General features: G+C 38.1%; 19 protein-coding genes. 13 read left to right on the top strand and 6 right to left on the bottom strand.

Annotated features, from left to right (window positions below):
* Positions 1-121: 121 nt before the first annotated feature.
* On the bottom strand, positions 122-2,173 hold the full coding sequence (locus ACFYKT_RS11995) for a methyl-accepting chemotaxis protein (RefSeq protein WP_389219745.1): 2,052 nt from the start codon (positions 2,171-2,173) through the stop codon (positions 122-124).
* A 222-nt stretch (positions 2,174-2,395) separates the two neighbouring features.
* On the opposite strand from ACFYKT_RS11995, the gene ACFYKT_RS11990 reads away from it, so the two are divergent.
* The 5 genes from ACFYKT_RS11990 (at position 2,396) to murC (ending at position 8,824) form a co-directional block, all read left to right on the top strand.
* Positions 2,396-2,713: a thioredoxin family protein gene (locus ACFYKT_RS11990; RefSeq protein WP_389219743.1), complete on the top strand. Its 318-nt coding sequence runs from the start codon at positions 2,396-2,398 to the stop codon at positions 2,711-2,713.
* Positions 2,714-2,798: 85 nt separating this feature from the next.
* Positions 2,799-3,599, top strand: coding sequence for a DUF1444 domain-containing protein (locus tag ACFYKT_RS11985; RefSeq protein WP_389219741.1), 801 nt, complete (start codon positions 2,799-2,801; stop codon positions 3,597-3,599).
* A gap of 276 nt (positions 3,600-3,875) precedes the next feature.
* Positions 3,876-6,134 carry a DNA translocase FtsK gene (locus ACFYKT_RS11980; protein ID WP_449257596.1) on the top strand — a complete coding sequence of 753 codons (2,259 nt, stop codon included), beginning with the start codon at positions 3,876-3,878 and terminating at the stop codon, positions 6,132-6,134.
* 72 nt (positions 6,135-6,206) lie between these two features.
* Positions 6,207-7,304: a nicotinate phosphoribosyltransferase gene (locus ACFYKT_RS11975; protein WP_389219737.1), complete on the top strand. Its 1,098-nt coding sequence runs from the start codon at positions 6,207-6,209 to the stop codon at positions 7,302-7,304.
* Positions 7,305-7,528: 224 nt separating this feature from the next.
* Entirely contained in the window at positions 7,529-8,824 is a 1,296-nt protein-coding gene (gene murC / locus ACFYKT_RS11970) for a UDP-N-acetylmuramate--L-alanine ligase (protein ID WP_389219735.1), read from the top strand.
* A 41-nt stretch (positions 8,825-8,865) separates the two neighbouring features.
* On the opposite strand, the gene ACFYKT_RS11965 is transcribed toward murC, so the two are convergent.
* A complete protein-coding gene (locus tag ACFYKT_RS11965; RefSeq protein ID WP_389219733.1) occupies positions 8,866-9,981 on the bottom strand; it encodes an aminopeptidase in 1,116 nt (371 codons plus the stop codon).
* A gap of 232 nt (positions 9,982-10,213) precedes the next feature.
* On the opposite strand from ACFYKT_RS11965, the gene ACFYKT_RS11960 reads away from it, so the two are divergent.
* From ACFYKT_RS11960 to ytxJ, 3 genes are all read left to right on the top strand, one after another.
* Positions 10,214-10,693: a DUF948 domain-containing protein gene (locus tag ACFYKT_RS11960; protein WP_389219731.1), complete on the top strand. Its 480-nt coding sequence runs from the start codon at positions 10,214-10,216 to the stop codon at positions 10,691-10,693.
* A gap of 16 nt (positions 10,694-10,709) precedes the next feature.
* Positions 10,710-11,180: a YtxH domain-containing protein gene (locus tag ACFYKT_RS11955; protein ID WP_389219729.1), complete on the top strand. Its 471-nt coding sequence runs from the start codon at positions 10,710-10,712 to the stop codon at positions 11,178-11,180.
* A gap of 71 nt (positions 11,181-11,251) precedes the next feature.
* On the top strand, positions 11,252-11,581 hold the full coding sequence (gene ytxJ, locus ACFYKT_RS11950) for a bacillithiol system redox-active protein YtxJ (protein ID WP_389219728.1): 330 nt from the start codon (positions 11,252-11,254) through the stop codon (positions 11,579-11,581).
* Positions 11,582-11,597: 16 nt separating this feature from the next.
* Here ytxJ and ACFYKT_RS11945 read toward each other — a convergent pair whose 3' ends face one another.
* Complete coding sequence (locus tag ACFYKT_RS11945; RefSeq protein ID WP_389219726.1) at positions 11,598-13,763, bottom strand: cell division FtsA domain-containing protein; 2,166 nt, start codon at positions 13,761-13,763, stop codon at positions 11,598-11,600.
* Between the two features lie 225 nt (positions 13,764-13,988).
* On the opposite strand from ACFYKT_RS11945, the gene ACFYKT_RS11940 reads away from it, so the two are divergent.
* The 4 genes from ACFYKT_RS11940 to motS all read left to right on the top strand — a co-directional run bounded on the left by ACFYKT_RS11940 (position 13,989) and on the right by motS (position 18,082).
* On the top strand, positions 13,989-15,062 hold the full coding sequence (locus ACFYKT_RS11940) for a bifunctional 3-deoxy-7-phosphoheptulonate synthase/chorismate mutase (protein WP_389219724.1): 1,074 nt from the start codon (positions 13,989-13,991) through the stop codon (positions 15,060-15,062).
* Between the two features lie 429 nt (positions 15,063-15,491).
* On the top strand, positions 15,492-16,490 hold the full coding sequence (gene ccpA / locus ACFYKT_RS11935; RefSeq protein ID WP_389219722.1) for a catabolite control protein A: 999 nt from the start codon (positions 15,492-15,494) through the stop codon (positions 16,488-16,490).
* 31 nt (positions 16,491-16,521) lie between these two features.
* Positions 16,522-17,340, top strand: coding sequence for a flagellar motor protein MotP (gene motP / locus ACFYKT_RS11930; RefSeq protein WP_389219720.1), 819 nt, complete (start codon positions 16,522-16,524; stop codon positions 17,338-17,340).
* The gene (gene motS, locus ACFYKT_RS11925) at positions 17,327-18,082 is read left to right on the top strand and encodes a flagellar motor protein MotS (protein ID WP_389219718.1); all 756 of its coding nucleotides are present in this window, start codon (positions 17,327-17,329) and stop codon (positions 18,080-18,082) included. Before motP ends, motS begins: the two co-directional genes overlap by 14 nt.
* A gap of 23 nt (positions 18,083-18,105) precedes the next feature.
* On the opposite strand, the gene ACFYKT_RS11920 is transcribed toward motS, so the two are convergent.
* From ACFYKT_RS11920 to ACFYKT_RS11910, 3 genes are read right to left on the bottom strand one after another with little or no spacing between them, the layout of a single operon-like run.
* Positions 18,106-19,278: an acetoin utilization protein AcuC gene (locus ACFYKT_RS11920; protein WP_389219716.1), complete on the bottom strand. Its 1,173-nt coding sequence runs from the start codon at positions 19,276-19,278 to the stop codon at positions 18,106-18,108.
* Complete coding sequence (locus ACFYKT_RS11915) at positions 19,275-19,922, bottom strand: acetoin utilization AcuB family protein (protein WP_389219714.1); 648 nt, start codon at positions 19,920-19,922, stop codon at positions 19,275-19,277. Before ACFYKT_RS11915 ends, ACFYKT_RS11920 begins: the two co-directional genes overlap by 4 nt.
* Positions 19,923-19,956: 34 nt before the next feature.
* Positions 19,957-20,589 carry a GNAT family N-acetyltransferase gene (locus ACFYKT_RS11910; protein WP_389219713.1) on the bottom strand — a complete coding sequence of 211 codons (633 nt, stop codon included), beginning with the start codon at positions 20,587-20,589 and terminating at the stop codon, positions 19,957-19,959.
* Between the two features lie 302 nt (positions 20,590-20,891).
* On the opposite strand from ACFYKT_RS11910, the gene acsA reads away from it, so the two are divergent.
* On the top strand, positions 20,892-22,610 hold the full coding sequence (gene acsA, locus ACFYKT_RS11905; protein WP_389219711.1) for an acetate--CoA ligase: 1,719 nt from the start codon (positions 20,892-20,894) through the stop codon (positions 22,608-22,610).
* Positions 22,611-22,619 lie beyond the last annotated feature (9 nt).

Raw genomic sequence — 22,619 nt, 5'->3', positions numbered from 1 at the left:
AGGGCTTAAAAGTCTACAAGACCGTTATAAAATCTTGCGTCAATTATCTTAATTGAACCGCCGTATACGGAACCGTATGTACGGTGGTGTGAGAGGTCGGAGGTTAATCACCCCCTCCTACTCAATTCCTTTTCTTGAAAAAGTTGATGAATCGCAGCTGCTTTTTTGTGTTCTTTACAATATCTTTTGTGTCTGCTGTATCTAGCTTAAATTGATTGACTTCTTGCTGGAGGTCACCGGCAATTTGGCTAAGCTGAGCCGCCGCAGCATTTACCTTTGAAATGGCATGAAGCTGAGTTTCACTTGAGGCGGCTACCTCTTCAGATGTTGCAACAGAGCTTTGTGAAACGGTAAATACATTATGGATTCGATCTGTTAATGAATCATTTGAAGACTCGACATTTTTTACAGCTGCTTCAATGGTACTTATTTTTCCATGAATGCTTTTTATATGATGAACAATATTCTCAAAGGCGCTTTTCGTCATTTCGACAGAAGCACCCTGGCGGAGTTTATAGTCATTAAAGTGTTCAGATTCAGATTTTAATTCCTCCATCATTTGTCCCATTGAGGATACGAATGTTTGTATTTCCATTGCTTCTAATTTCGATCGTTCAGCCAATTTTCTTACTTCTGTTGCTACGACTGCAAAGCCTTTTCCTGCTTCACCAGCTCTTGCAGCCTCGATCGTCGCATTTAATGCCAGTAAATTAGTATTTTCAGCGATCCCTTGTATCTTGTCAATAATGGATGAAATATTTTCTGATTGAATGGCAGCCTCAATTACTTTCTCAGTTAAATGATTTGCAAGCAGCAAAAACTGATCAGAAATCGTTTGCAGTTCTTGGATCGTATGTAAACCATTATGGCCTTCTTTTTCTGTCAGGGCTGCTTCAGAAGCTATTTCCGTACTCAATCGTTCAGTATACTGGATGGCTTTTGTCACTTGTTCAATATCTGTACCGCTTGCTTCAAGCTGGGTTGACTGTTCTTCTGCCCCAATCGCGATATGCTTAATAGCCAAGTTGACTTCATTGGCCTGGGCAGTCGTTTCTTTCGAAATAGAAGCGAGGTGCTGGGAAGAAGCTTGAAGTTGATTAGCAGAATCAAGAATATGAAGAAAAGTTTGCTGTACCTTTTCAGCCATTTGATTAAATGTATGAGCAAGTGCACCCATCTCATCCTTTGCAATGGCAGGTACTCTGTAAGCTAAATTTCCGTTGCCGATCTTTTCTGCACCAGATTTTAATGAACGAATTGATTTGGATATATTTCTTAGCAAATAGATTCCGACAAAGGATAGAACAATAATGAGTAATAGACTGATAGCATAAGTACTATTTGTATAAAGAGTGTTTTGTTTCTCAAGTTCATTTTTCAGGATAGACTGATTAGTTAAAACGGATTTTTCAATCTCAGCTACAGCACTTTCAATGGAACGAGCTTGATCATCGAATTGAATAATAAATTCCTCCGTTTGGTTAAAAGAAGAATTTATGGAATCTAAAGCAGACTGATAATCGGATAATCTTTGAACTAGATAATCCTTGGAGCGCGCATCAATATCACTATTTGCTTGAAATTCTCCCTTAAATGCATCTGATGACTCAATGAATTTCTGATAAGAATCTTCATCTCTTATTGCTAGGTATTTCTTTTCATACATCATCATTAGTAGGAGTTGTTCATTGATGCTGGGAATGTTAAGGGATTTAGTTAGGTTTAAAATCTGATAGGATGTATTTTCAATTTGTCCTTTTAGTCCATGCTCGTCACTGTAGCCGACAAGCTGATACATTTTGGCAAGTGTATTAAAACTCTCTATGTAGTCTTCCGTATTTTGAATGACTTTCGTAAATTGATTTTGTAGATCTTGATCATTAAGCATCTTACTTAATTGGCCTGACTCTGTTTTCACTCTTAAAATATTTTGAATAACTAATTCTTCACCTATTTTGTCGGGAGATCTTAAGAATTGCTGTTCATATTTTCTTGTCATGGCTAGATTGTATTTAATATCTTTACTTCTATCTACAATAGAAAGTAAGGCTGTCTCTTTTTCATCGATATTTTTTTGTAAGATATTTAATAGAAAGTTAAAGGATAGCAGTAAAATGAGACCTCCAATTGTCATGCTTAAAATGAGAATAAGCTTGCTGCGAATTGTTTTCAAATGTATTCACCTCACTATGAATTAATAATATTCTAAAAATTAAAATTTTAACTAATTATAGAACTTATTTCCCATTATTACAATATGAGTTGAAATAATTGTCTAAAAGGAGTACGAAGGGGAGCAGTTCACTAGACCTGTAGTAAAAGGCTTGCTATTATCAGAGTAGATGGGGAAAATAAGACGAATGCAAGTTAAATATCTGCGCAGGAGGAGATAGAAATGAAAAAACTTGAATCAATGGAGCAATTTGAACAACTAAGAGACAATGGAAAACATATCTTTATGTTTTCAGCAGATTGGTGTCCGGATTGCCGTATAATTGATCCGATTCTTCCAGAAGTGGAAGCGAAATATCAAGACTATACTTTTATTTATGTTGATCGTGATCAATTTATTGATTTATGCATACAGCTTGAGGTATTTGGCATCCCTAGCTTTATCGGGTATAAGGATGGGCAAGAACTGGGACGTTTTGTCAGTAAAGACCGAAAGACACAAGAAGAAATTGAGAACTTTATTGATAGCTTAAGTAATTAAGCACCGATGAACCCCCCATCCTTTATGGTGGGGGATTTTTCATGTACAATATAGATTGAAAAAGCTCCTTTAAGGAGGGACTTGTATGAAAATGGATAGTATAAAGATGAAGAAAGAACTAGAAAAGCGCTTAACAAATTCGAATCGCATTTTTTCTTTTGATAAGAAAAAGGATGAGCTTCGGATTGAAAATAAACAGACAGGCAAAGGAATTACGATTTCGTTGCCGGGAATTATTGCTAAGTGGGAAATAGAAAAGGATAAGGCGATCGATGAAGTTGTTTATTATGTAGAAGAAGGACTTCAGGCTATGGAAGGAGATATTGAGCTTAGTGGGCATGAAAAGAATATTTTTCCGGTTATTCGCTCAGCCTCGTTTCCATCAGAATCTGAGGAAGGTGTATCATTTTTATTTGATGAGCATACAGCGGAAACAAGAATATATTATGCGCTTGATCTAGGTACAACCTACCGTCTTATTGATACAAAACTAATGCAAAAAGAAGGCTGGGTTCCTGAAAGAATAAAGGAAACTGCTTTATTTAATGTTCGTTCATTGTCTACAGAGATGAAAAGTGACAAGGTTGCAGGCAATATATTTTATTTCTTAAATAAAAACGATGGATATGATGCTAGCAGGATTTTAAATGAAGCCTTCATTAAAAAGATGGAGCAGCAAATGGAAGGCTCAATGGCAGTAGCCGTACCACATCAGGATGTATTAATTATTGCTGATATCATGAACGAGATTGGTTATGATATTCTCGCTGAGCTGACAATGAGCTTTTTCACTAGTGGACGCGTCCCTATTACCTCTTTATCTTTTCTCTATGAAAATGGGACATTTGAACCGATCTTTATCCTTGGAAAAAATCAAAAAAAATAACCAGCTGTGTTTAAGAAAAAGGATCACATTTGTGGTCCTTTTCCTTAAGAGCAGAATAGTTACGATTGTTCATTAATGATAGTTTAGCCTCGGCATTTAGACTCATTCTCTATTTTTTCTCCAAATTTCGCGAAATACTGCTAAAATAAGAAGGATAGAAATGAAAGAAAGAGTTGGTATAAATTGAGTTGGATTAAAAAGCTTTTTCAAATGTTTAAGAGTGATGAAGATGATTATGAATTAGAGGAAAAACAAGAGTTCACGGAATATAGCCGAATGAAGAATCAATCAGAACCATCAAAAGATATCGACGCAAAGATTGTGTATCAATATCCAAAAGGCCAATTTCGTTTCCCATTAATCCCAGATGAAAAGAATGAAATACAAAAAAGAGAGCCAAAAAATAGGCAGGCAAATACAAGCGAGAAACCGCCACAAATGAGGTTAAGAGAGCATAAGGCTGTATCAAGGACAAGGACCCAGAATAATGATCTTGAACAAAAAAGAAATGAAGGGATTGAAGTTAAAAAGAAAGGTCCTTTCCGACCAACGGAAATTCCCTCACCGATTTATGGATTTGGTCGTCCAAAAATGAGAAGGACAGAGCAAGCTGATTTAGAGCCAATTGTCTATGAGTTATCAGAAGAGACAAGTGCCGAAATAGAGAACAAGCCTATAGTTGACAATTCGGAAGTCGCTAGAGAAGAAGTTATAGTGACTCCAATACAATTGGGGCATGAAGTGGAGCCGTTTGGCTATGCAGACGAGCAAACACTCAGCATTGATGAGCAGCAGGTTGAGCACAAACAGGAAGTAGAAGAGCCTGAAATACGAGCTGTTTTCGAAGATGTTCAAGAAGATCTTAGTCCAAGTTCAGATAAGCCAGAAGAAAGACCCGAAGAAAAACCAGAAGAAAATGAAGAAGCAGAAGCATCAGTACCTTCATCTAGAAAACATATCCCATTTAATGTCATCATGCTTAATCAGGATAAACAGAAGCTAGTGGAGAAACGCATGCCTCTAAAAAGTGAGGAGCCTTTACATGTTCCTTCAGCCCCTAAGACGGAAACATATAGAGTAGCAGAAGAAGAGGAAAGTGATGAAATTGCCTATTATGAATTTCCATCAAGAAGTTTACTTATCCCTTCTGTTAATCAGGAAGAAGCACCGGAATGGTTGAATGAACAGGAACAATTATTAAACTCAACTTTAACGAACTTCAATGTACATGCAAAAGTAGTCAATATTACGCAAGGACCATCAGTGACAAGATATGAAGTTCAACCTGAACCAGGTGTAAAAGTAAATAAAATCACAAACCTCTCAGATGATATTAAATTAAGTCTTGCTGCAAGAGATATCAGAATTGAAGCACCCATACCTGGTAAGCATACAATTGGGATTGAAGTACCTAATAAGAAAAGCAGACCTGTCTTTATTAGTGAAATTATTAATAGTTCTGAGTTTCGTCAGAGCCCTTCACCACTGACAGCTGTGCTTGGTTTAGACATTGCAGGAAATCCGATTGTAACAGATCTGAGCAAAATGCCTCATGGTTTGATTGCTGGTGCAACAGGGTCAGGGAAAAGTGTCTGTATTAATTCCATTCTTATTAGTCTTTTGTACAAAGCTAATCCAGATGAATTGAAGTTAATTCTTATTGATCCAAAAATGGTGGAGCTAGCTCCGTATAATCGTATTCCCCATCTAGTTAGTCCGGTAATTACGGATGTGAAGGCTGCGACTGCTGCATTAAAATGGGCTGTGGAGGAAATGGAACGCCGCTATGAGCTATTCGTTCATGCCGGAGTTAGGGATATTAACCGATTTAATGAGACGGCTAAAGAACATAAACGCTATTCTGACATGCTTCCATATATAGTGATCATTATTGATGAGCTAGCTGATTTAATGATGATGTCCCCTGCGGACGTAGAGGAGGCAATTTGTCGTATTGCCCAAAAGGCAAGGGCCTGTGGAATTCACCTCATTATCGCTACTCAGAGGCCATCTGTTGATGTTATTACAGGATTAATCAAGGCAAATGTTCCGACTAGAATTGCTTTTTCTGTCTCATCACAAATTGATTCACGGACAATTATCGATATAAGCGGAGCGGAGAAACTACTCGGACGAGGGGATATGCTATTTTTGGAAAATGGTTCATCCAAGCCTGTTCGATTGCAAGGGACTTATGTGTCTGATAATGAAATCGATGAGGTCGTTGCACATGTGAGGAGAGAACGGGAGCCTGAATATTTGTTTGAAAAGGAAGACCTCCTGAAAAAGGCACAAGCAATAGAAGAGGAAGATGAGCTTTTTTATGAAGCTTGTGAGTTTGTTGTGGATCACGGCTCTGCTTCCACCTCGAGCCTGCAAAGAAGGTTTAAAATAGGCTATAATCGTGCGGCCCGATTAATTGATATGATGGAACAGCAAGGAATGATTTCAGAGGCACGTGGCAGCAAGCCTAGAGATGTCCTTATTACCGAGGTTGATCTTGAATCGCTTCAAGGTACTAGTACAATAATTTAATCCATGGTATTCTTTACTTGCATGTTTTAAATAATAAGAATAAATATTTGCTTTTATTGAGGAGCTTTTAGAATGAAGGAAATTGAATTAAAATTACAAGGGAAAATTAAACGTTTAACTAACCAGACTTTTAAATTTGATGAGCGGGTTAAAGATGGATGGTTTTCCGCTGTTTATTTTTTGAAGACAAGAGATATCGTAAATAAATATAAGAAGGACAACATCGTCACCATGCAGTTTTTTCAAAAAAACCATGCGGTATTATGCGGGACTGATGAAGTAATCGCCCTTCTTAAAACTTTTGCTGATAATCCAGATGACCTTGAAATATATTCATTAAAGGATGGCGACAAGATTTCTCCATTTGAAACGGTATTAACCATTACAGGCCAGTACCAGACGTTTGGTTACCTAGAAGGTGTCATTGATGGGATATTATCAAGACGGACTTCAGTCGCTACCAATGTATATAATGTTGTCAAGGCAGCGAGTGCCTCTGGCAAACAAAAACAAGTTATTTTCATGGGAGACCGTGATGATCATTATATCACTCAGGCTGGAGATGGCTATGCTGCTCATATTGGCGGGGCAACAGCACAAGCTACTCATGCAATGAATGAGTGGTGGGGGAAACATGGAATGGGCACCATGCCACATGCTCTGATCCAACTATTTAATGGAGATATTGTCTCCGCTACTAAGGCATACCAGGAAACTTTCCCTGAGGATGAGCTTGTTGCTTTAGTTGATTACAATAATGATGTAATAACTGACTCCCTCAAGGTTGCGAGAACGTTTGGCAAGGATCTAAAAGGAGTACGTTTAGATACTTCCAGAACACTTATTGATCAATACTTTTTGAGAAATCAGCATCTTCTGGGTACGTTTGATCCACGTGGCGTAAATGCGGAATTAGTTTTCGCCCTTAGAAATGCTTTAGATGAGGAAGGCTATTCACATGTAAAAATCGTTGTGAGCGGCGGTTTTAATGAATCTCGAATTCAAGAGTTTGAAGAAAACGGTGTCCCGGTTGATACATATGGCGTTGGGAGCAGTTTGCTAAAGATTAATATTGGATTCACAGGTGACAATGTACTAATTAACGGAAAGCATGCAGCCAAAGCTGGCAGACGCTACAGACCCAATCCATTGCTTGAAAAAGTGGAATAACAGACAAGTTAGAATGAAGACTAGATTTATAATCTAGCTTAATCAGATGTAATAGGCACTATTTTTATTACATAGTTATAACTCATAATTAATGTTATAATGTTTGAATATGAAGAAAGTGCATAAGAAATCGATTCAAAGTCATGTCCTAATATGGGGTGTGCGCAAAACTAGATAAATGTCATATACTGTTTTACAGATATACGATGGTTGGAGGTTCTTATATGACTATTTACCATTTCATAGGTATTAAGGGGTCTGGGATGAGTGCCTTGGCTCAAATTCTCCATGATATGAATTATCAAGTTCAGGGCTCAGATTATGATAAATACTTTTTCACTCAGCTTGGCCTTGAACAATCAGGAATAAAGATCCTTCCCTTTCAAAAAGAAAATATACAGCCCGGAATGACAATTATTGCTGGGAATGCATTCCCGGATACTCATGAAGAAATCCAAGAGGCAATGAAGCTTGGCTTGCCAATTGTACGTTATCATCGTTTCCTCGGTGACTTCATGAAAAACTTCACAAGTATTGCTGTAACAGGTGCTCATGGGAAAACGTCGACTACAGGTTTGCTTGCACATGTCATGAAAGGTGCCAAGCCAACTTCATTCCTTATCGGAGATGGTACAGGAAAAGGGGAAGAGAACGCAGAATATTTTGTTTTTGAAGCTTGTGAATATAGACGGCATTTTTTATCCTATTTCCCTGATTATGCAATCATGACGAATATTGATTTCGATCACCCAGATTATTTTGCCAATATTGACGATGTATTTTCTGCTTTTCAGGAAATGTCATGGCAAGTGAACAAGGGTATTTTTGCATGTGGTGATGATGAACAGCTACAAAAAATTCAAGCAAAAGTTCCAGTGCTTTTTTATGGATTTGGTGAAGAAAATGATTTCCAAGCTCGAAATATTGTTAAATCAACAGAAGGCACGACATTTGATGTATTTGTAAGAAATACATTTTATGAAACGTTTTCAATTCGCTCATTCGGAGATCATAACATCTTAAATTCATTGGCTGTTATTGCCATTTGTCATTATGAAGAAATTGATCCACAGATCGTTCAAGAATATCTTCATTCCTTTGAGGGAGTAAAAAGAAGATTTTCTGAAAAAGAGATCGGAACGCAAGTCATTATTGATGACTATGCCCATCATCCAACAGAAATTAAAGCTACCATTGATGCGGCAAGACAAAAGTATCCTGAACGTGAAGTGATTGGCGTATTTCAGCCGCATACCTTTACGAGAACTCAAACCTTTCTTGATGAGTTTGGTGAAAGTTTAAACTTAGCAGATAAAGTTTATTTATGTGAGATTTTTGGATCTGCAAGAGAAAATCATGGGAAGCTTTCAATTGAGGATCTAAAAGCGAAGATTCCTGACTCTGAAATCCTATTAGAAGAGGAAACAGCTATTTTAAAGACACATGAGAATGCTGTTATTATTTTCATGGGCGCAGGGGATATCCAAAAGTTTCAAAAGGCGTATGAAAAGCAGCTATAATGAAAAAAGGATGCAAGCTATTTGGCTGCATCCTTTTTATTTTACTTCAAATTCTCAGGGTTTAGCGCTTCTAATTCAGGAATAACGAAACGGCCGTCTTTGCGAATCAAGCGATCATCGAAATAAATCTCGCCGCCACCGTAATCTGGACGCTGAATGTTAACCATATCCCAATGAATATTGGATTTGTTTCCATTATAGGCATCGTCATATGCTTGACCAGGTGTAAAGTGGAAGCTGCCTTCAATTTTTTCATCAAATAAAATATCCTGCATTGGATGTTGGATAAATGGATTTACACCAATAGCGAATTCACCGATATAACGGGCACCCTCATCCGTATCAAAGATTTTATTGATTCGTTCATTATCATTTGCTGTAGCTTCAACAATTTTTCCATCCTTAAAGGTTAATTTTACATTTTCGAATGTAAAGCCCTGGTATGGAGATGGTGTATTATAAGTGATGACACCATTAACAGAATCACGAACAGGTGCCGTATAAACTTCACCGTCAGGAATATTCATCTGCCCTGAACATTTAATGGCTGGAATGTCTTTAATTGAGAAGGATAGGTCTGTTCCAGGTCCAGTGATTTTCACTTTGTCTGTCTTGTTCATTAATTCAACAAGATTGTCCATTGCTTGATCCATTTTTCCATAGTCAAGATTACATACTTCAAAATAGAAATCTTCAAATGCTTCTGTGCTCATTTTAGCTAATTGAGCCATGGAATTTGTAGGGTATCTAAGGACTACCCATTTTGTTTTTGGTACACGAATGTCACGATGAACCTTTTTGCCGATTGTTGATCCATGGATTCTCATTTTATCATCAGGCACATCTGATTGTTCATTGATGTTATCTCCTGCGCGAAGACCTATGTATGCATCCATTTTGCTCATCACATTTGCTTCAAAGTCTGCCATCATGTCAAATTGTTCTTCTTGTGCACCTAATAGAAGAGAACGATCGACTTGATGATCTTTTAATGAAACGAAAGGATAGCCTCCCGCCGCATAGGCTTCTTTAACTAGAGCTGTTACAAGCTCTTTTTGCAGTCCAAAGTTCTCGATAAGAACCTTTTCCCCTTTTTGCAGACGGACTGAATAGTTAATTAAATTTTTTGCAAGTGTTTCAATTCGAGGATCTTTCATTTTAATACCTCCGAATAACTAATTAATATGCCACCATACTATTGTACCCGAAATTTTTATTTTTGTTTATTTAAACCATTCAGATATGATAAATTAATTATTGTAAATAGAAATGTCGTAAGTTAAAGAAGGAAATAGCTCTTTTGTATGGAAGACTATTAATGAACAGTAGGTTTATGTCGAACTAAATAGGGTAAAAAAGAAAGAAGTTAGCTAAATGGAGGTTTTTTTGTTGCAAATTATTTTATATTTAAGTATTGCGGTAATTGCTATTGCCTTTTTGATTCTTGTGATTTATTTGTCCAAGACATTGAAATCCTTACAAGTGACATTGGATAGTGTTTCAAAAACATTAGTTGGCTTGGAGAAACAATTAGATGGTGTAACTAGAGAGACGACAGACCTGCTACATAAGACAAATGAACTTGCTCTGGATATACAACATAAATCAGAGAGCTTGAACAGTGTAGTATACGCTGTGAAAGATGTAGGAGATACTGTTAGAGGTTTCAATGGATCCATTCAAAAGATTACATCCTCTATCAATAGTCAACTTGAGGAAAACAAAGAAAAGATATCTTCAGTCGTCCAATGGAGTCAAGTTTTTCTCGAAATGAAGGATAAGTGGAAAAAGAGAAAACAAGACTCCTTTGAACATATAGTGGAGGACGAGCAACCCCTTCAGAAAAAAAGGGAAAGAGGAAGAAACTAAAAGGAGGAATAAGAGTATGAGTAGTCAAGAGCGAAACCAGAACGAACAATATCAGTCAAAGTCGGAAGAAAGTATTAATACAAAGGATTTTTTGATTGGGGCTTTAATCGGTGGGATCGTTGGAGCTGCAACTGCCCTATTCCTAGCGCCTAAATCTGGGAAAGAACTAAGAACAGATATTAATGAACAGGCCATTGTACTAAAAGAAAAGACAGGACAAATTCGTGAAACAGCCGTTGCAAGGGGAACTGAATTAGCGACAGCAGCAAAGGAAAAGACCAATGCCATTACACAAACCGTTTCTAAACAAGGAGCGGAATTGGTTAATAAGGTAAAAAGTATAAAGCCAACCGAAGAAATGAATCATCAAGTTGAAGAAAGCAGTTCAGAATCTATTGTTTTATCAGCACCAACTGATGAGATTCAGCAGAAATTAGAAGAAACAAAGCGAGCTTTTGATGAAACAGAAGTGAAAGTTCACCAATAAGCAATATCATTGTTTTAGAAATGGTGAAGTGATAAAATAACTTCACCATTTTCTAAAAGGAGGCAATTTCTATGGAAAGAATGAATGAACAGGAAGCATTTGATAGACAAGTTCCATCCAGCAATCTATTTCTTCTGTTTAAACATAGTTCAACATGCCCGGTTAGTCAGGGAGCTTTTGAGGAGTATGAAAAGTTTGCCAATGAACATGCGGATGTAGAAACATTCTATCTTGTCGTTCAAGAGGATCGCGCATTGTCGAATCATATTGCAGAAACCTTTCATATCAAACACGAGTCCCCACAAGCTATTCTTTTCAAAAATGGAGATGTCGTCTGGCATACTTCCCATTGGAAGATTACGGACCAATCATTAACAAAGGCAATTGAAGAAAATATTTAATAACAAAAGACATCCATTAAATGGATGTCTTTTGTTTGACTGGCCAAACTATTTTTAAATCATCTCCAGGTTCCAGCTTACTATGAAAGGTTGCTTGTTCCCCATTTCTTAGTAAAACAAAGTTCCCGTTTGCTTGGGCAGGCATTTCAATATCGACATGGCCGAATAAGTCTTGAAACAGGAAGGGCTCTAATTTACGCTGCTCAATGAATAGCTGGTCTCCATCCTCGACCGTATCTTCTTCTGTTAGAAGAACTCCCTTTCTTTTTATGAAAGAAACTGGTTTTTGAAGGGTGATTTTTTTGTTATTAAATGAAATAGGAATGGCCTGTGAAAGTATTATTTGCTTCAATTGAGTTAATTCTTTAACTGTTGGTTTGTGTTTTTTCTCTATAATGATATGGTCATGATGCTCATAGCTGTTATGAATCTTACTTTCCATGCCATTTCGATATACTTTACCAGAGAAGGATGGAATAAAAGTATCTCTTTCATTTATTTTGACTCTGAATGGTCTCAATTCTGCAATCAGCTTATGTAAGCCTAATGAAAGAAGCAGTTCTTCAATGGTTTCAGGTATTTTACATTCAATAATATCTCGATCTTCGATAAGTCTCTCTGGTGAGGCTATATGGCCATTGCAAGTGATTGCAGCAGAGATAATATACTTCTCTTCATTTATTTTTACTTCTTTTTTGGGGACTTCATCAATTAGATCGTTTATTTGTATCGTTGCTTTATGGCCATCTTTTCCTTTTTCAACAAGGAGCTGATCTCCATTTTCAATTTCGCTGTCTAGTGAACTAGGTTCTCCATTACGCAGAATTAAGGGAGCCTCCCCATGTCCACCTGGGATTGTCACACTTTGTCCATTTAAGGTTACAATAAGAGCTAAGCCTGGCTTTCCATATAATCTGTTCATTTTTATACCTGATGCAAGCAGACAATCTCCAACTGTGAGTTTGTTGACTTCAAACAATCGCACAGGCTGTTCATTCACATAAACGGTTTTGTATTGAACGGGAGAATGATGTGCAGCGATTGCGATTCCAATTGGTGTAACCAATTCAGGCCCCTGTGCAATATGGGCTGAAATGGTTAATGAACGTATGGCATCAATTCCACGAATAGCCACTCTATTTTCGGGAAGATTAAGTTTTTCAGCAACCCTTTTTGGCAATTCTGGAGTCAGGCTGCCGCCGCCCACTAGCATGACAGCTTTGGGAGATTTATTATTGTTAAGCCCCAAGATTTCATTACAAATTGAGGATGCGAGTTTATCTAACACGGGAGAAATCTGTGCAACGATTTCCTCTTTATTCACTTCAGTCTCAAATCCTAGAATATCTGTAACTATTATTGTATCATTCTTATATAATTCTCTTTTCGCATTTTCGGCAAGTGGAAAGTCTAAGAGTAATTGGTCACTTATTGCTTCAGTTATTTCGTCGCCAGCAATGGGGACCATTCCATAGGCAATAACTGTTCTGAGATCTGTAATGGCGATATCAGATGTACCTGCTCCAATGTCCACTAGAGCAACATTGAGACGTCGCATGGATGGAGGGATTAATACATTAATCGCAGCAATAGGCTCGAGTGTTAAAGCCTCCATCTCAAGACCTGCACGATGAAGGGCAGATAGAAGTGATTCGACGACAACCTTCGGAAGAAAAGTAGCAATAATTTCGACGGATGCTTCTTCCCCCTGCTGATCAATTAAATTACCAATCTCTTCGCCATCCAAACGGTAATAGAGAACGGAATAGCCAACACAATAATAGTAATGGCTTTTTTCTGATTCATGCTTTTCTGCAACAAGGGACTGTGCCTGCTGAACCGCACTTAGTTCGAGATGAAGGATGTCTTGTTTTTTGATAAGCGGTTTCCCATTTATATCGATCGTCACTTTTGAACGTTCTGTTTTCAAAGCTCGGCCAGCCGCCGCCACACATACTTTCTTTAAGGGTCCGTGTTTTTCTTCGAGCTGCTGTTTAATTTCAGAAATAATTTTTGAAACAGACAGGACATCATGTATTTGTCCATCAAGCATTGCCCGTTCTGTATGCTCTTTAACAAGAATGTCTACGACTTGGTAGTGCCCATTTTGTTCTTCAAGTATAATGCCAATTACAGAACGGGTCCCAATATCTAAGGCAAATAGCTTTTTTTGTTCTAGCAAAGGATACACCTTCTTCATAGTTCATTGGTCACTTTATCGCTTAAAAGCGTTTAATTAATAAAGAAATTTTTCGTGACATACTAAGATAATTCATATATAATAACTCTAATTATTTAAAATGTAACACATATTATAAGGGCGATAAAGAAGAATGAGATAAATCAGAGATAATTCATCGATCATTCTTTTTCTGGCTCCACTTTAAATGGAAGGGAAGGGATTATAATGAGTAATGAACTTGATCAACTACGGAATCGTGTGGATGAACTAAACTTACAGCTATTATCATTAATTAATGAGAGAGCGAAGCTGGTTCAGGAAATTGGAAAGGCAAAGGAAACGCAGGGGGTCTATCGTTATGATCCTGTCCGCGAGCGAAAAATGCTTGATCAAATTAAAGAGCATAATGACGGTCCATTTGAAAACTCAACTATTGAGCATATGTTTAAAGAGATTTTCAAAGCAGGTTTGGAGCTTCAGGAGGACGATCACCGGAAGGCGCTATTAGTCTCAAGGAAAAAGAAACCTGAAAATACCATTATCAATCTTAAAGGGGAAATGATTGGGGATGGAAAGCCGCATTTAGTCTTTGGCCCATGTGCGGTGGAATCTTATGAACAAGTAGCAACTGTTGCTGATGCTGTACGATCTAAGGGATTGAAACTCCTACGTGGAGGTGCCTTTAAACCGAGAACATCACCATATGATTTTCAGGGGCTTGGCCTAGAAGGATTAAAGATTTTAAAGCAGATTGGAGACGAGTATGACCTTGCTGTAATAAGTGAGATTGTAAGTCCTTCTGATATTGAACTAGCTGTTGAGTATCTAGATGTTATCCAAATCGGTGCTAGAAATATGCAAAACTTTGAGCTGTTGAAGGCAGCAGGGGCTGTAAATAAGCCAGTTCTTTTGAAACGTGGCATTGCTGCAACGATTGAGGAATTCATTAATGCTGCAGAATATATTATGGCTCAAGGAAATGGACAAATTATCCTTTGTGAGCGCGGAATTCGGACGTATGAGCGTGCGACTAGAAATACTCTTGATATCTCAGCTGTTCCGATTCTGAAGCAAGAAACACACTTACCAGTATTAGTTGATGTAACGCATTCAACGGGAAGACGAGATTTATTGCTTCCAGCGGCAAAAGCAGCAATAGCAATTGGTGCGGATGGAGTAATGGCTGAAGTACACCCAGATCCAGCCGTAGCATTATCGGATAATGCACAGCAAATGGATTTAAAGCAATTTGATGAATTTATGAAAGAACTGCAATCATCTGCTTTCGTTAGAGTATAATAGTAGGAAAGCCTTCTGCATCTTGTAGAAGGTTTTTTATTATCATTTTGTGAAAAAGCAAGGCTTTGCATTGCGGCATGTCAAATACTGTCGTATGATTAAATACATAATTATACATAAATTATAGCTCTTTTCTAAAAGGTTGTTGTATTTGTGATTGCAACTGTTGACCCAAAAGGTTGATTGGAGCGTAAGGTGCGAGACTCCTGCGGGAGAAGTGGGACAGCTGAGACCCCACAGGTGCTTTAGCGCCGAGGAGGCTCAGCGCCCACCCCGCGGAAAGTGAGCATCCTGAAGCGCAAATCAACCTCTTCCAACTAAATATAATTTATACAATATTTTTAAAACAGCCTAACGAACAGATATCAAGAGCTGAAAATAGCAGGGAGATAATGAAAGAGCCTGATAAATTAATGAGGAGTGAAAGTGATGAATGTAACAATATATGATGTTGCAAGAGAAGCAAATGTATCAATGGCAACCGTTTCACGAGTTGTAAACGGAAATCCAAACGTAAAGCCTGCCACACGAAAAAAAGTAGTAGAAGTTATTGATAGGCTTGGCTATCGTCCAAATGCTGTTGCAAGGGGCCTGGCAAGTAAAAAAACAACAACAGTTGGTGTAATCATACCAGATATCTCAAGTACCTTTTTTGCTGAGCTTGCCCGAGGGATAGAAGATATTGCAACAATGTATAAATATAATATTATTCTAAGTAATTCAGATCAAAACCTTGATAAAGAGCTCCATTTACTCAATACAATGCTTGGCAAGCAAGTGGATGGAATTGTTTTTATGGGCGGAAATATTACCTCAGAACTTGTGGAAGAGTTTGAAAAGTCTCCGGTACCGATTGTGCTTGCTGGCTCTGTTGAGGAAAGCGGGAAAATTCCGTCGGTTAATATTGATTATCAACAAGCTACATTTGATGTGATTAATTCCTTTATTGAAAATGGACATAAAGAAATCGCTATTGTGATAGGGCCATTACAAGAGCCGATTAACCGTGATAAAAAATTAGCCGGATACAAACAGGCACTTGCTGAAGCGGGAATTAAATTCAGGGAAGATTTCGTAGTCGAAGGGGATTATACTTACGATTCTGGGATTGAATCCATTGAAAAGCTGCTTGAGCTTGAAAGTAAACCTTCAGCCATTTTCTCTGGATCTGATGAAATGTCGTTAGGTGTTATCCATGGTGCTGTAGATAAAGGATACCGAATCCCTGAGGACTTTGAGGTAATAAGCTCAGATAACACCCGATTAACATTAATGGTTCGTCCACAGCTAACTACAATTGTACAGCCTTTATATGATATTGGTGCCGTGGCTATGAGGCTTCTTACAAAGCTGATGAATAAAGAAGAAATCTCTGATCATATTGTCATTCTACCTCATAGGATTGAACAGCGAAACTCAACTAAATAAAGAAAATTCTTAAATGATCGGGAGAAGACGGATGAAAAGGTTTGATGTATTAACGCCAATTGGATTAATTGTAGGCCTTGCGATGATTATCTTCGGAATTGTTACCAATGATGGAATCAGCGGTTTTCTTGCTTTTATTGACCCTGCCTCGATGCTTATTGTATTAGGTGGAGTTATAGCTGGGTTACTGATGAGCTTTCCACTTAAAGATATGAGACGGATGTTCACTGTTATTAGGCATGGATTTTCTCATAATGAGCAAAATTTAAGCAGATTAATTAAAACATTTGTTCATCTTTCAGATCGTGCACGGCGCGAGGGATTGCTATCGCTAGAAGTGGTAGTAGAAGAGGTTGAGGATCCGTTCATTCGAAAGGGAGTATTACTTGCTGTTGATGGGATTGAACCCGATGTCATAAACGATATTATGAATGCAGAAATTGCAGCAATGGAAGAAAGACATAGAAAGGGAAGAAGTATTCTTGAAAAAGCTGGGGAATATGCCCCTGCATGGGGGATGATTGGTACACTAATCGGTCTAGTTCTCATGTTAAAAAGCTTAAATGATCCTTCCACACTAGGCCCGAATATGGCGCTTGCCCTTTTAACTACCTTATACGGCACATTGCTTGCCAACTTATTCTTCTTGCCATTGGCTTCCAAGCTTGCCTTGAAGACAGAACAAGAGGTTTTCTTAAAGCAAATCATAATTGAGGGAGTGATCGGGGTACAGTCTGGGCAGAATCCGAAACTTTTGGAAGAAAAATTAAGTGCCTTTTTATCCTCGAACGAACGTAGGGAAGCTATACAAGCCTTCAATACAGGAGGGGCTTTGGATGATGAAGCTTAAGAGAAGGTCGACATCTAATACTCCAGGTGCCCCTAGCTGGATGGTCACATTCTCTGATTTGGTCACATTAATACTAGTCTTTTTTATTTTACTATTTTCCATGTCTCAAATTGATATGATGAAATTTAAAGCCATTTCAGAATCATTAAGAGATCAATTCTTTGATTTCTATCCTTCCGTTATTCCAGCTGAAAATCCACCAGGTACAGAAACGGATATACCAGTGGAGGACAACGGCAAAAGTGATCTTGACTTATCTGAAGAATCCTTAAGTAATTTATTGACTGAAATACAAAGTTTCTTAGATATAAATGGGATGGGAGATGTAATTGTTGCCAATCGCACTGATCGAGGAGTGGTTCTTGTGCTCCAAGAGCAGGTTCTGTTTGATCCTGGCGAAGCAACTTTACTCGGAGACGCTTATTTATTCCTGAATAAGGTTGGAGAACTTTTGTTGGAGCTGCCTAATCTAGTGAAAGTAGAAGGTCATTCGGATGATATTCCAATGAGTTCTTTTCGCTATCCTTCCAATTGGGAGCTTTCTGCAGCACGAGCAAGCAGTGTGATTAATTATCTAATTGAAAATCATCAGCTTGACAGCAGACGATTTATGGCGGTCGGCTATGCGGATACTAGACCGATTGTATCGAATGATAGCCCAGAAAACCGACAAAAAAATCGCCGTGTGGAAATTATCATATCTGATCCTAAATATAATGAAAATGATTATATCGAAAAATGAAAAGGACCTAGACAAGGTCCTTTTTACATAGATTCTGTACGGGAATGATTCCTGATTGGAAATAATGCTTTTTCTAAGGTTTGTCTATTTTTCTCGGTAATTTCTAATTTTCGAGGGATTGGTTTATAAAGATCATCAGGATCATCCCATTGAGTAGGAAGTGGAACAGGTGCAGCTGTCCTCCATCCATCAATCCATTCTGAAGGTAAACTTCCGTAACAGTTTGAGTTTTCGGTCATTTCGAGCCATATTAAGGCCCAAGCACGGGGGACTACTCGCCATATGTCGTATCCGCCACCCCCAACGGCTATCCATTTTCCATCACAATATTGATGAGCAATTTCATGTGCAAGCTTAGGGATTTCTCGATAGATTTTCATTGTTGATGATAAATGTGTCAGTGGGTCGAGAAAATGAGAATCAGCCCCGTTCTGTGTAAGAATAACATCAGGTTTGAAATATTCAGCCACTTCTCTTAAAGAAGTACGGTACATTTCAAGCCAAGAGTCATCTTCTGTAAAAGCATCGACAGGGATATTAAAAGAATAGCCGTATCCTTTTCCTTGGCCACGCTCATTGACATTTCCTGTCCCAGGGAATAAATATCTACCTGTTTCATGAATGGAAAGTGTGCAAACATCTGGATCATCATAAAATGACCATTGAACACCATCCCCATGATGGGCATCTGTATCTATGTATAAGACCCTAGCTTTATATTTCTCCTGAATATATTTAATCGCAACAGAGCTGTCGTTATATACACAAAAACCAGATGCTTTTCCCCGAAAGCCATGGTGCAATCCTCCGCCTAGATGAAGGGCATGTTTGGCATGGCCGTTCATAACATAATCAACAGCTGTTAAAGTTCCACCAACAAGCAATGAACTAGCTTCATGCATATTAGGGAAAATAGGAACATCTTCTGTACCAAGACCATAATTATCTGCAATATCGGAAGAGAGCTTTCCGCTGCCAGCAAGTTTTACTGCCTGGACATAACTAGGATCATGGATTAACTGGAGCTCCTCATCTGTTGCAGTACGTGGCGAAATGAGCTGTCCGTCTTCTATTGCTTGCAAATGCTGAAGCAAATCAAATGTTAATTTAATTCGTATCTGATTAAAGGGATGATTCATACTGAATTTGTAGTTCAACAAGTCTTCTGAATAGATAAATACAGAGTTTTGTATCATGATGGCATCCCTGGATGATTTGGCCAAAGCACTTGATGCCCGGCATTTTTTAAATCCTCAATTAGTGAAAGCGGATTCATTGTTTGAAGTCTTATTACAATAATTTTATATTTTTCATCACTTTTATCAGGGTAGACGAGTACACTTTGAATATTCGCTTTCTTATTTGTAATGACTGTTGAAATCTCATAGAGCATTCCTGTTTTATTTGGTACTCTCACTTCAATTTGTGAGCCTGGCTGATGTGCTCCTGTTAATTCAACTAATGTACGAAGCAAATCTGTTTCTGTTACAATTCCAACTAATTTTTTGTTATTTATGATTGGAAGACAGCCAATTCGATGTTCATATAAAATGGCTGAGACTTCTTCAACAAAATCAAGCGGATGTCCAGTGATCACATCTTTTTTCATAATCATTTTCAGCGGATTTTGTAACCCCACTTTAAATTTCTCTGTTTCAAAAATAGATGGGGTTGCATCACGAATATCTCTGTCAGTAACAAGGCCAACCAAAACCTGATTTTCATCAACGATTGGGAGATGACGAATTTTTTTCTCGCCCATTAATTGGATGGCATCAGCTATACGATCATTCTCAGACAATGTAGTAATATCTGTCTTCATAATTTCTTCAATAATCACTTATAATCTCCCCCATACTTAAATGACTATAAAACTAGTACATGAAGCGATTCATGAAACGGAGACGATCAAATTGCTGCACAGATTCAAGATCGACCCTTTTGCCGATTTTCGCCATTAAACAATTGGCAGGATGTGAGCTTATTTCTGGATCATCTGTTGCGTACCATTCAAGGCCGCCTGCATTCATCATTTTCTCCATTACTTTTCGATATTCCCAGACATTTAAGCCTGTTCCTTTTAAATCCCAATGCCAATAATACTCGGTAGTAATGGTAATATAATCCTCCATTGCATCATCCATCATAGAAACTCTTAATAAGTTTTTTCCGGTTCCAGAGCCTCTGAATTCAGGAATGACTTCAATTGCACCAAGTTCAATTAAATTATCCATTTTTCCCTCAGACCATCTTTCAAGTGGATCGGGATAAACATAGGTTACATAACCAACGATTATATCCCTATGTCGTGCAATGATAATCCTTCCTTCAGGCAGAGCTGCAATTTCTATAAGTGCCTTCTTCTGCTGCTCAGGCGGACGGAAAGCAACTAAATCCTTATGAAACTCGTATTCCATTAATTTTCCTGGTGAGACAGGACCTTCAATTAATAGATTTCCCTTTGGTGTTTTTATTTCCTTTGCATTATACGTTTTTCGATGTTCCATTTATTCACCGCCTAAAAACAAGATTTATGATAATTCTATTATACATAAAATTCTACCTTTAAAAGTATCTTCAAGTCATTTTCCATTGTATTCAAAGTAAATTTGTGACAATTTAGAATACAAACTTTATTAGTAATTTATTGGTTATAGAATATTTTTAAAATTGAGAATTGAATAAACTTATAATATAATAATAAACAATTAAGAGAAATAGGGATGCTACGCTTAATCTTTTAGTAGCTAGTTCTTATAAAGATTATATAAACGTCCAGGCAATTCAGTTCAAAGGGGGATGAGGGTTTATGAAAGTAGAAGCGCTGCCAGTTACTAAAGGGGATTATAATCTGAAAAATTATGATGAACTGTACAAAAACTTTGATTGGAAAGATGTTGAAAAGGAATTCTCATGGAATGAAACAGGGCGAGTAAATATGGCCTATGAAGCCATTGATCGGCATGCAGAAACTTTCAGGAAAAATAAAGTTGCTCTATATTTCAGAGAAGGCTTAAGAAATGAAAAATATACATTTAAAGAAATGAAGGAGCTTTCAAATAAAGCTGGAAATGTTTTAAAAGCATATGGGGATGTTGAAAAAGGGGATCGAGTATTTATTTTTATGCCGCGTTCTCCAGAGCTTTATTTTGCTGCATTAGGTGCAATCAAGTTGGGTGCTATTGTTGGGCCGTTATTTGAAGCATTCATGGAGGGAGCAGTACGAGATCGCTTGGAGGATAGTGAAGCAAAGGTGCTGATTACTACACCAGAGCTTCTAAAGCGAGTTCCTGTTGCTGAATTACCCGCACTTAAATATATTTTCCTAATCGGGGATGATGTTGAAGAAGAAGGGGCATACATTGATTTTAATAAACGATTTGCAGAAGCAAGCAAGAGGCTATCCATTGAATGGGTGGAGCGGACAGATGGACTTATTCTGCATTATACTTCTGGCTCTACTGGGAAGCCTAAAGGCGTTCTTCACGTACACAATGCAATGATTCAACATTATCAAACGGCTAAATGGGTACTAGATTTAAAAGAAGAAGATGTATATTGGTGCACTGCTGATCCGGGTTGGGTAACTGGTACTTCATATGGCATATTCGGCCCATGGCTAGCTGGGGTTTCTAATTTAATTGTTGGAGGAAGATTTAATCCAGAATCATGGTACAAGATGATTGAAGAGTATGGGGTTTCGGTATGGTATAGTGCTCCTACTGCATTTAGGATGCTTATGGGAGCAGGAGATGAAGTTGTTAAGCGATTCGACCTAACAAGTCTTCGCCATGTTGTGAGCGTGGGAGAGCCATTGAATCCAGAGGTAGTTAAATGGGGAATGAAGGTATTCCATCTCCGCATACATGATACATGGTGGATGACTGAAACAGGCGGTTTATTAATATGTAATTACCCATGCTTAGAGATTAAGCCTGGCTCGATGGGCAAGCCTATTCCTGGCGTTATTGCTGCAATTGTAGATGATCAAGGCAATGAGCTCCCACCATATCGAATGGGAAACCTGGCGATTAAAAAAGGCTGGCCAGCGATGATGCATACCATTTGGAATAATGAACAGAAATATGAATCCTATTTCATGCCAGGTGATTGGTATGTATCTGGAGATTCAGCTTATATGGATGAAGGCGGCTATTTTTGGTTCCAAGGACGTGTAGATGATGTCATCATGACCTCTGGAGAACGGGTTGGCCCATTTGAAGTAGAGAGTAAGCTGCTGGAGCATCCAGCTGTTGCTGAAGCGGGTGTTATTGGGAAGCCAGATCCTGTTCGGGGAGAAATTATTAAAGCTTTCATTGCCTTGCTGGACGGATATGAACCAACAGAAGAATTAATTGAGGATATTCGCCAATTTGTGAAAAAAGGCCTTGCAGCACATGCTGCACCTCGTGAAATTGAATTCCGAGATAAATTGCCGAAAACAAGAAGCGGGAAGATTATGCGCCGTGTCTTAAAAGCTTGGGAGCTTGATCTGCCTACAGGCGATCTTTCAACAATGGAGGATTAATAGTAAATA

The sequence above is a fragment of the Cytobacillus mangrovibacter genome (assembly GCF_042865275.1).
Classification (GTDB): domain Bacteria; phylum Bacillota; class Bacilli; order Bacillales; family Cytobacillaceae; genus Cytobacillus; species Cytobacillus mangrovibacter.
The sequence above is the reverse complement of the archived record's forward strand: the minus strand, read 5'-3'. Positions and strand labels throughout refer to the sequence as shown.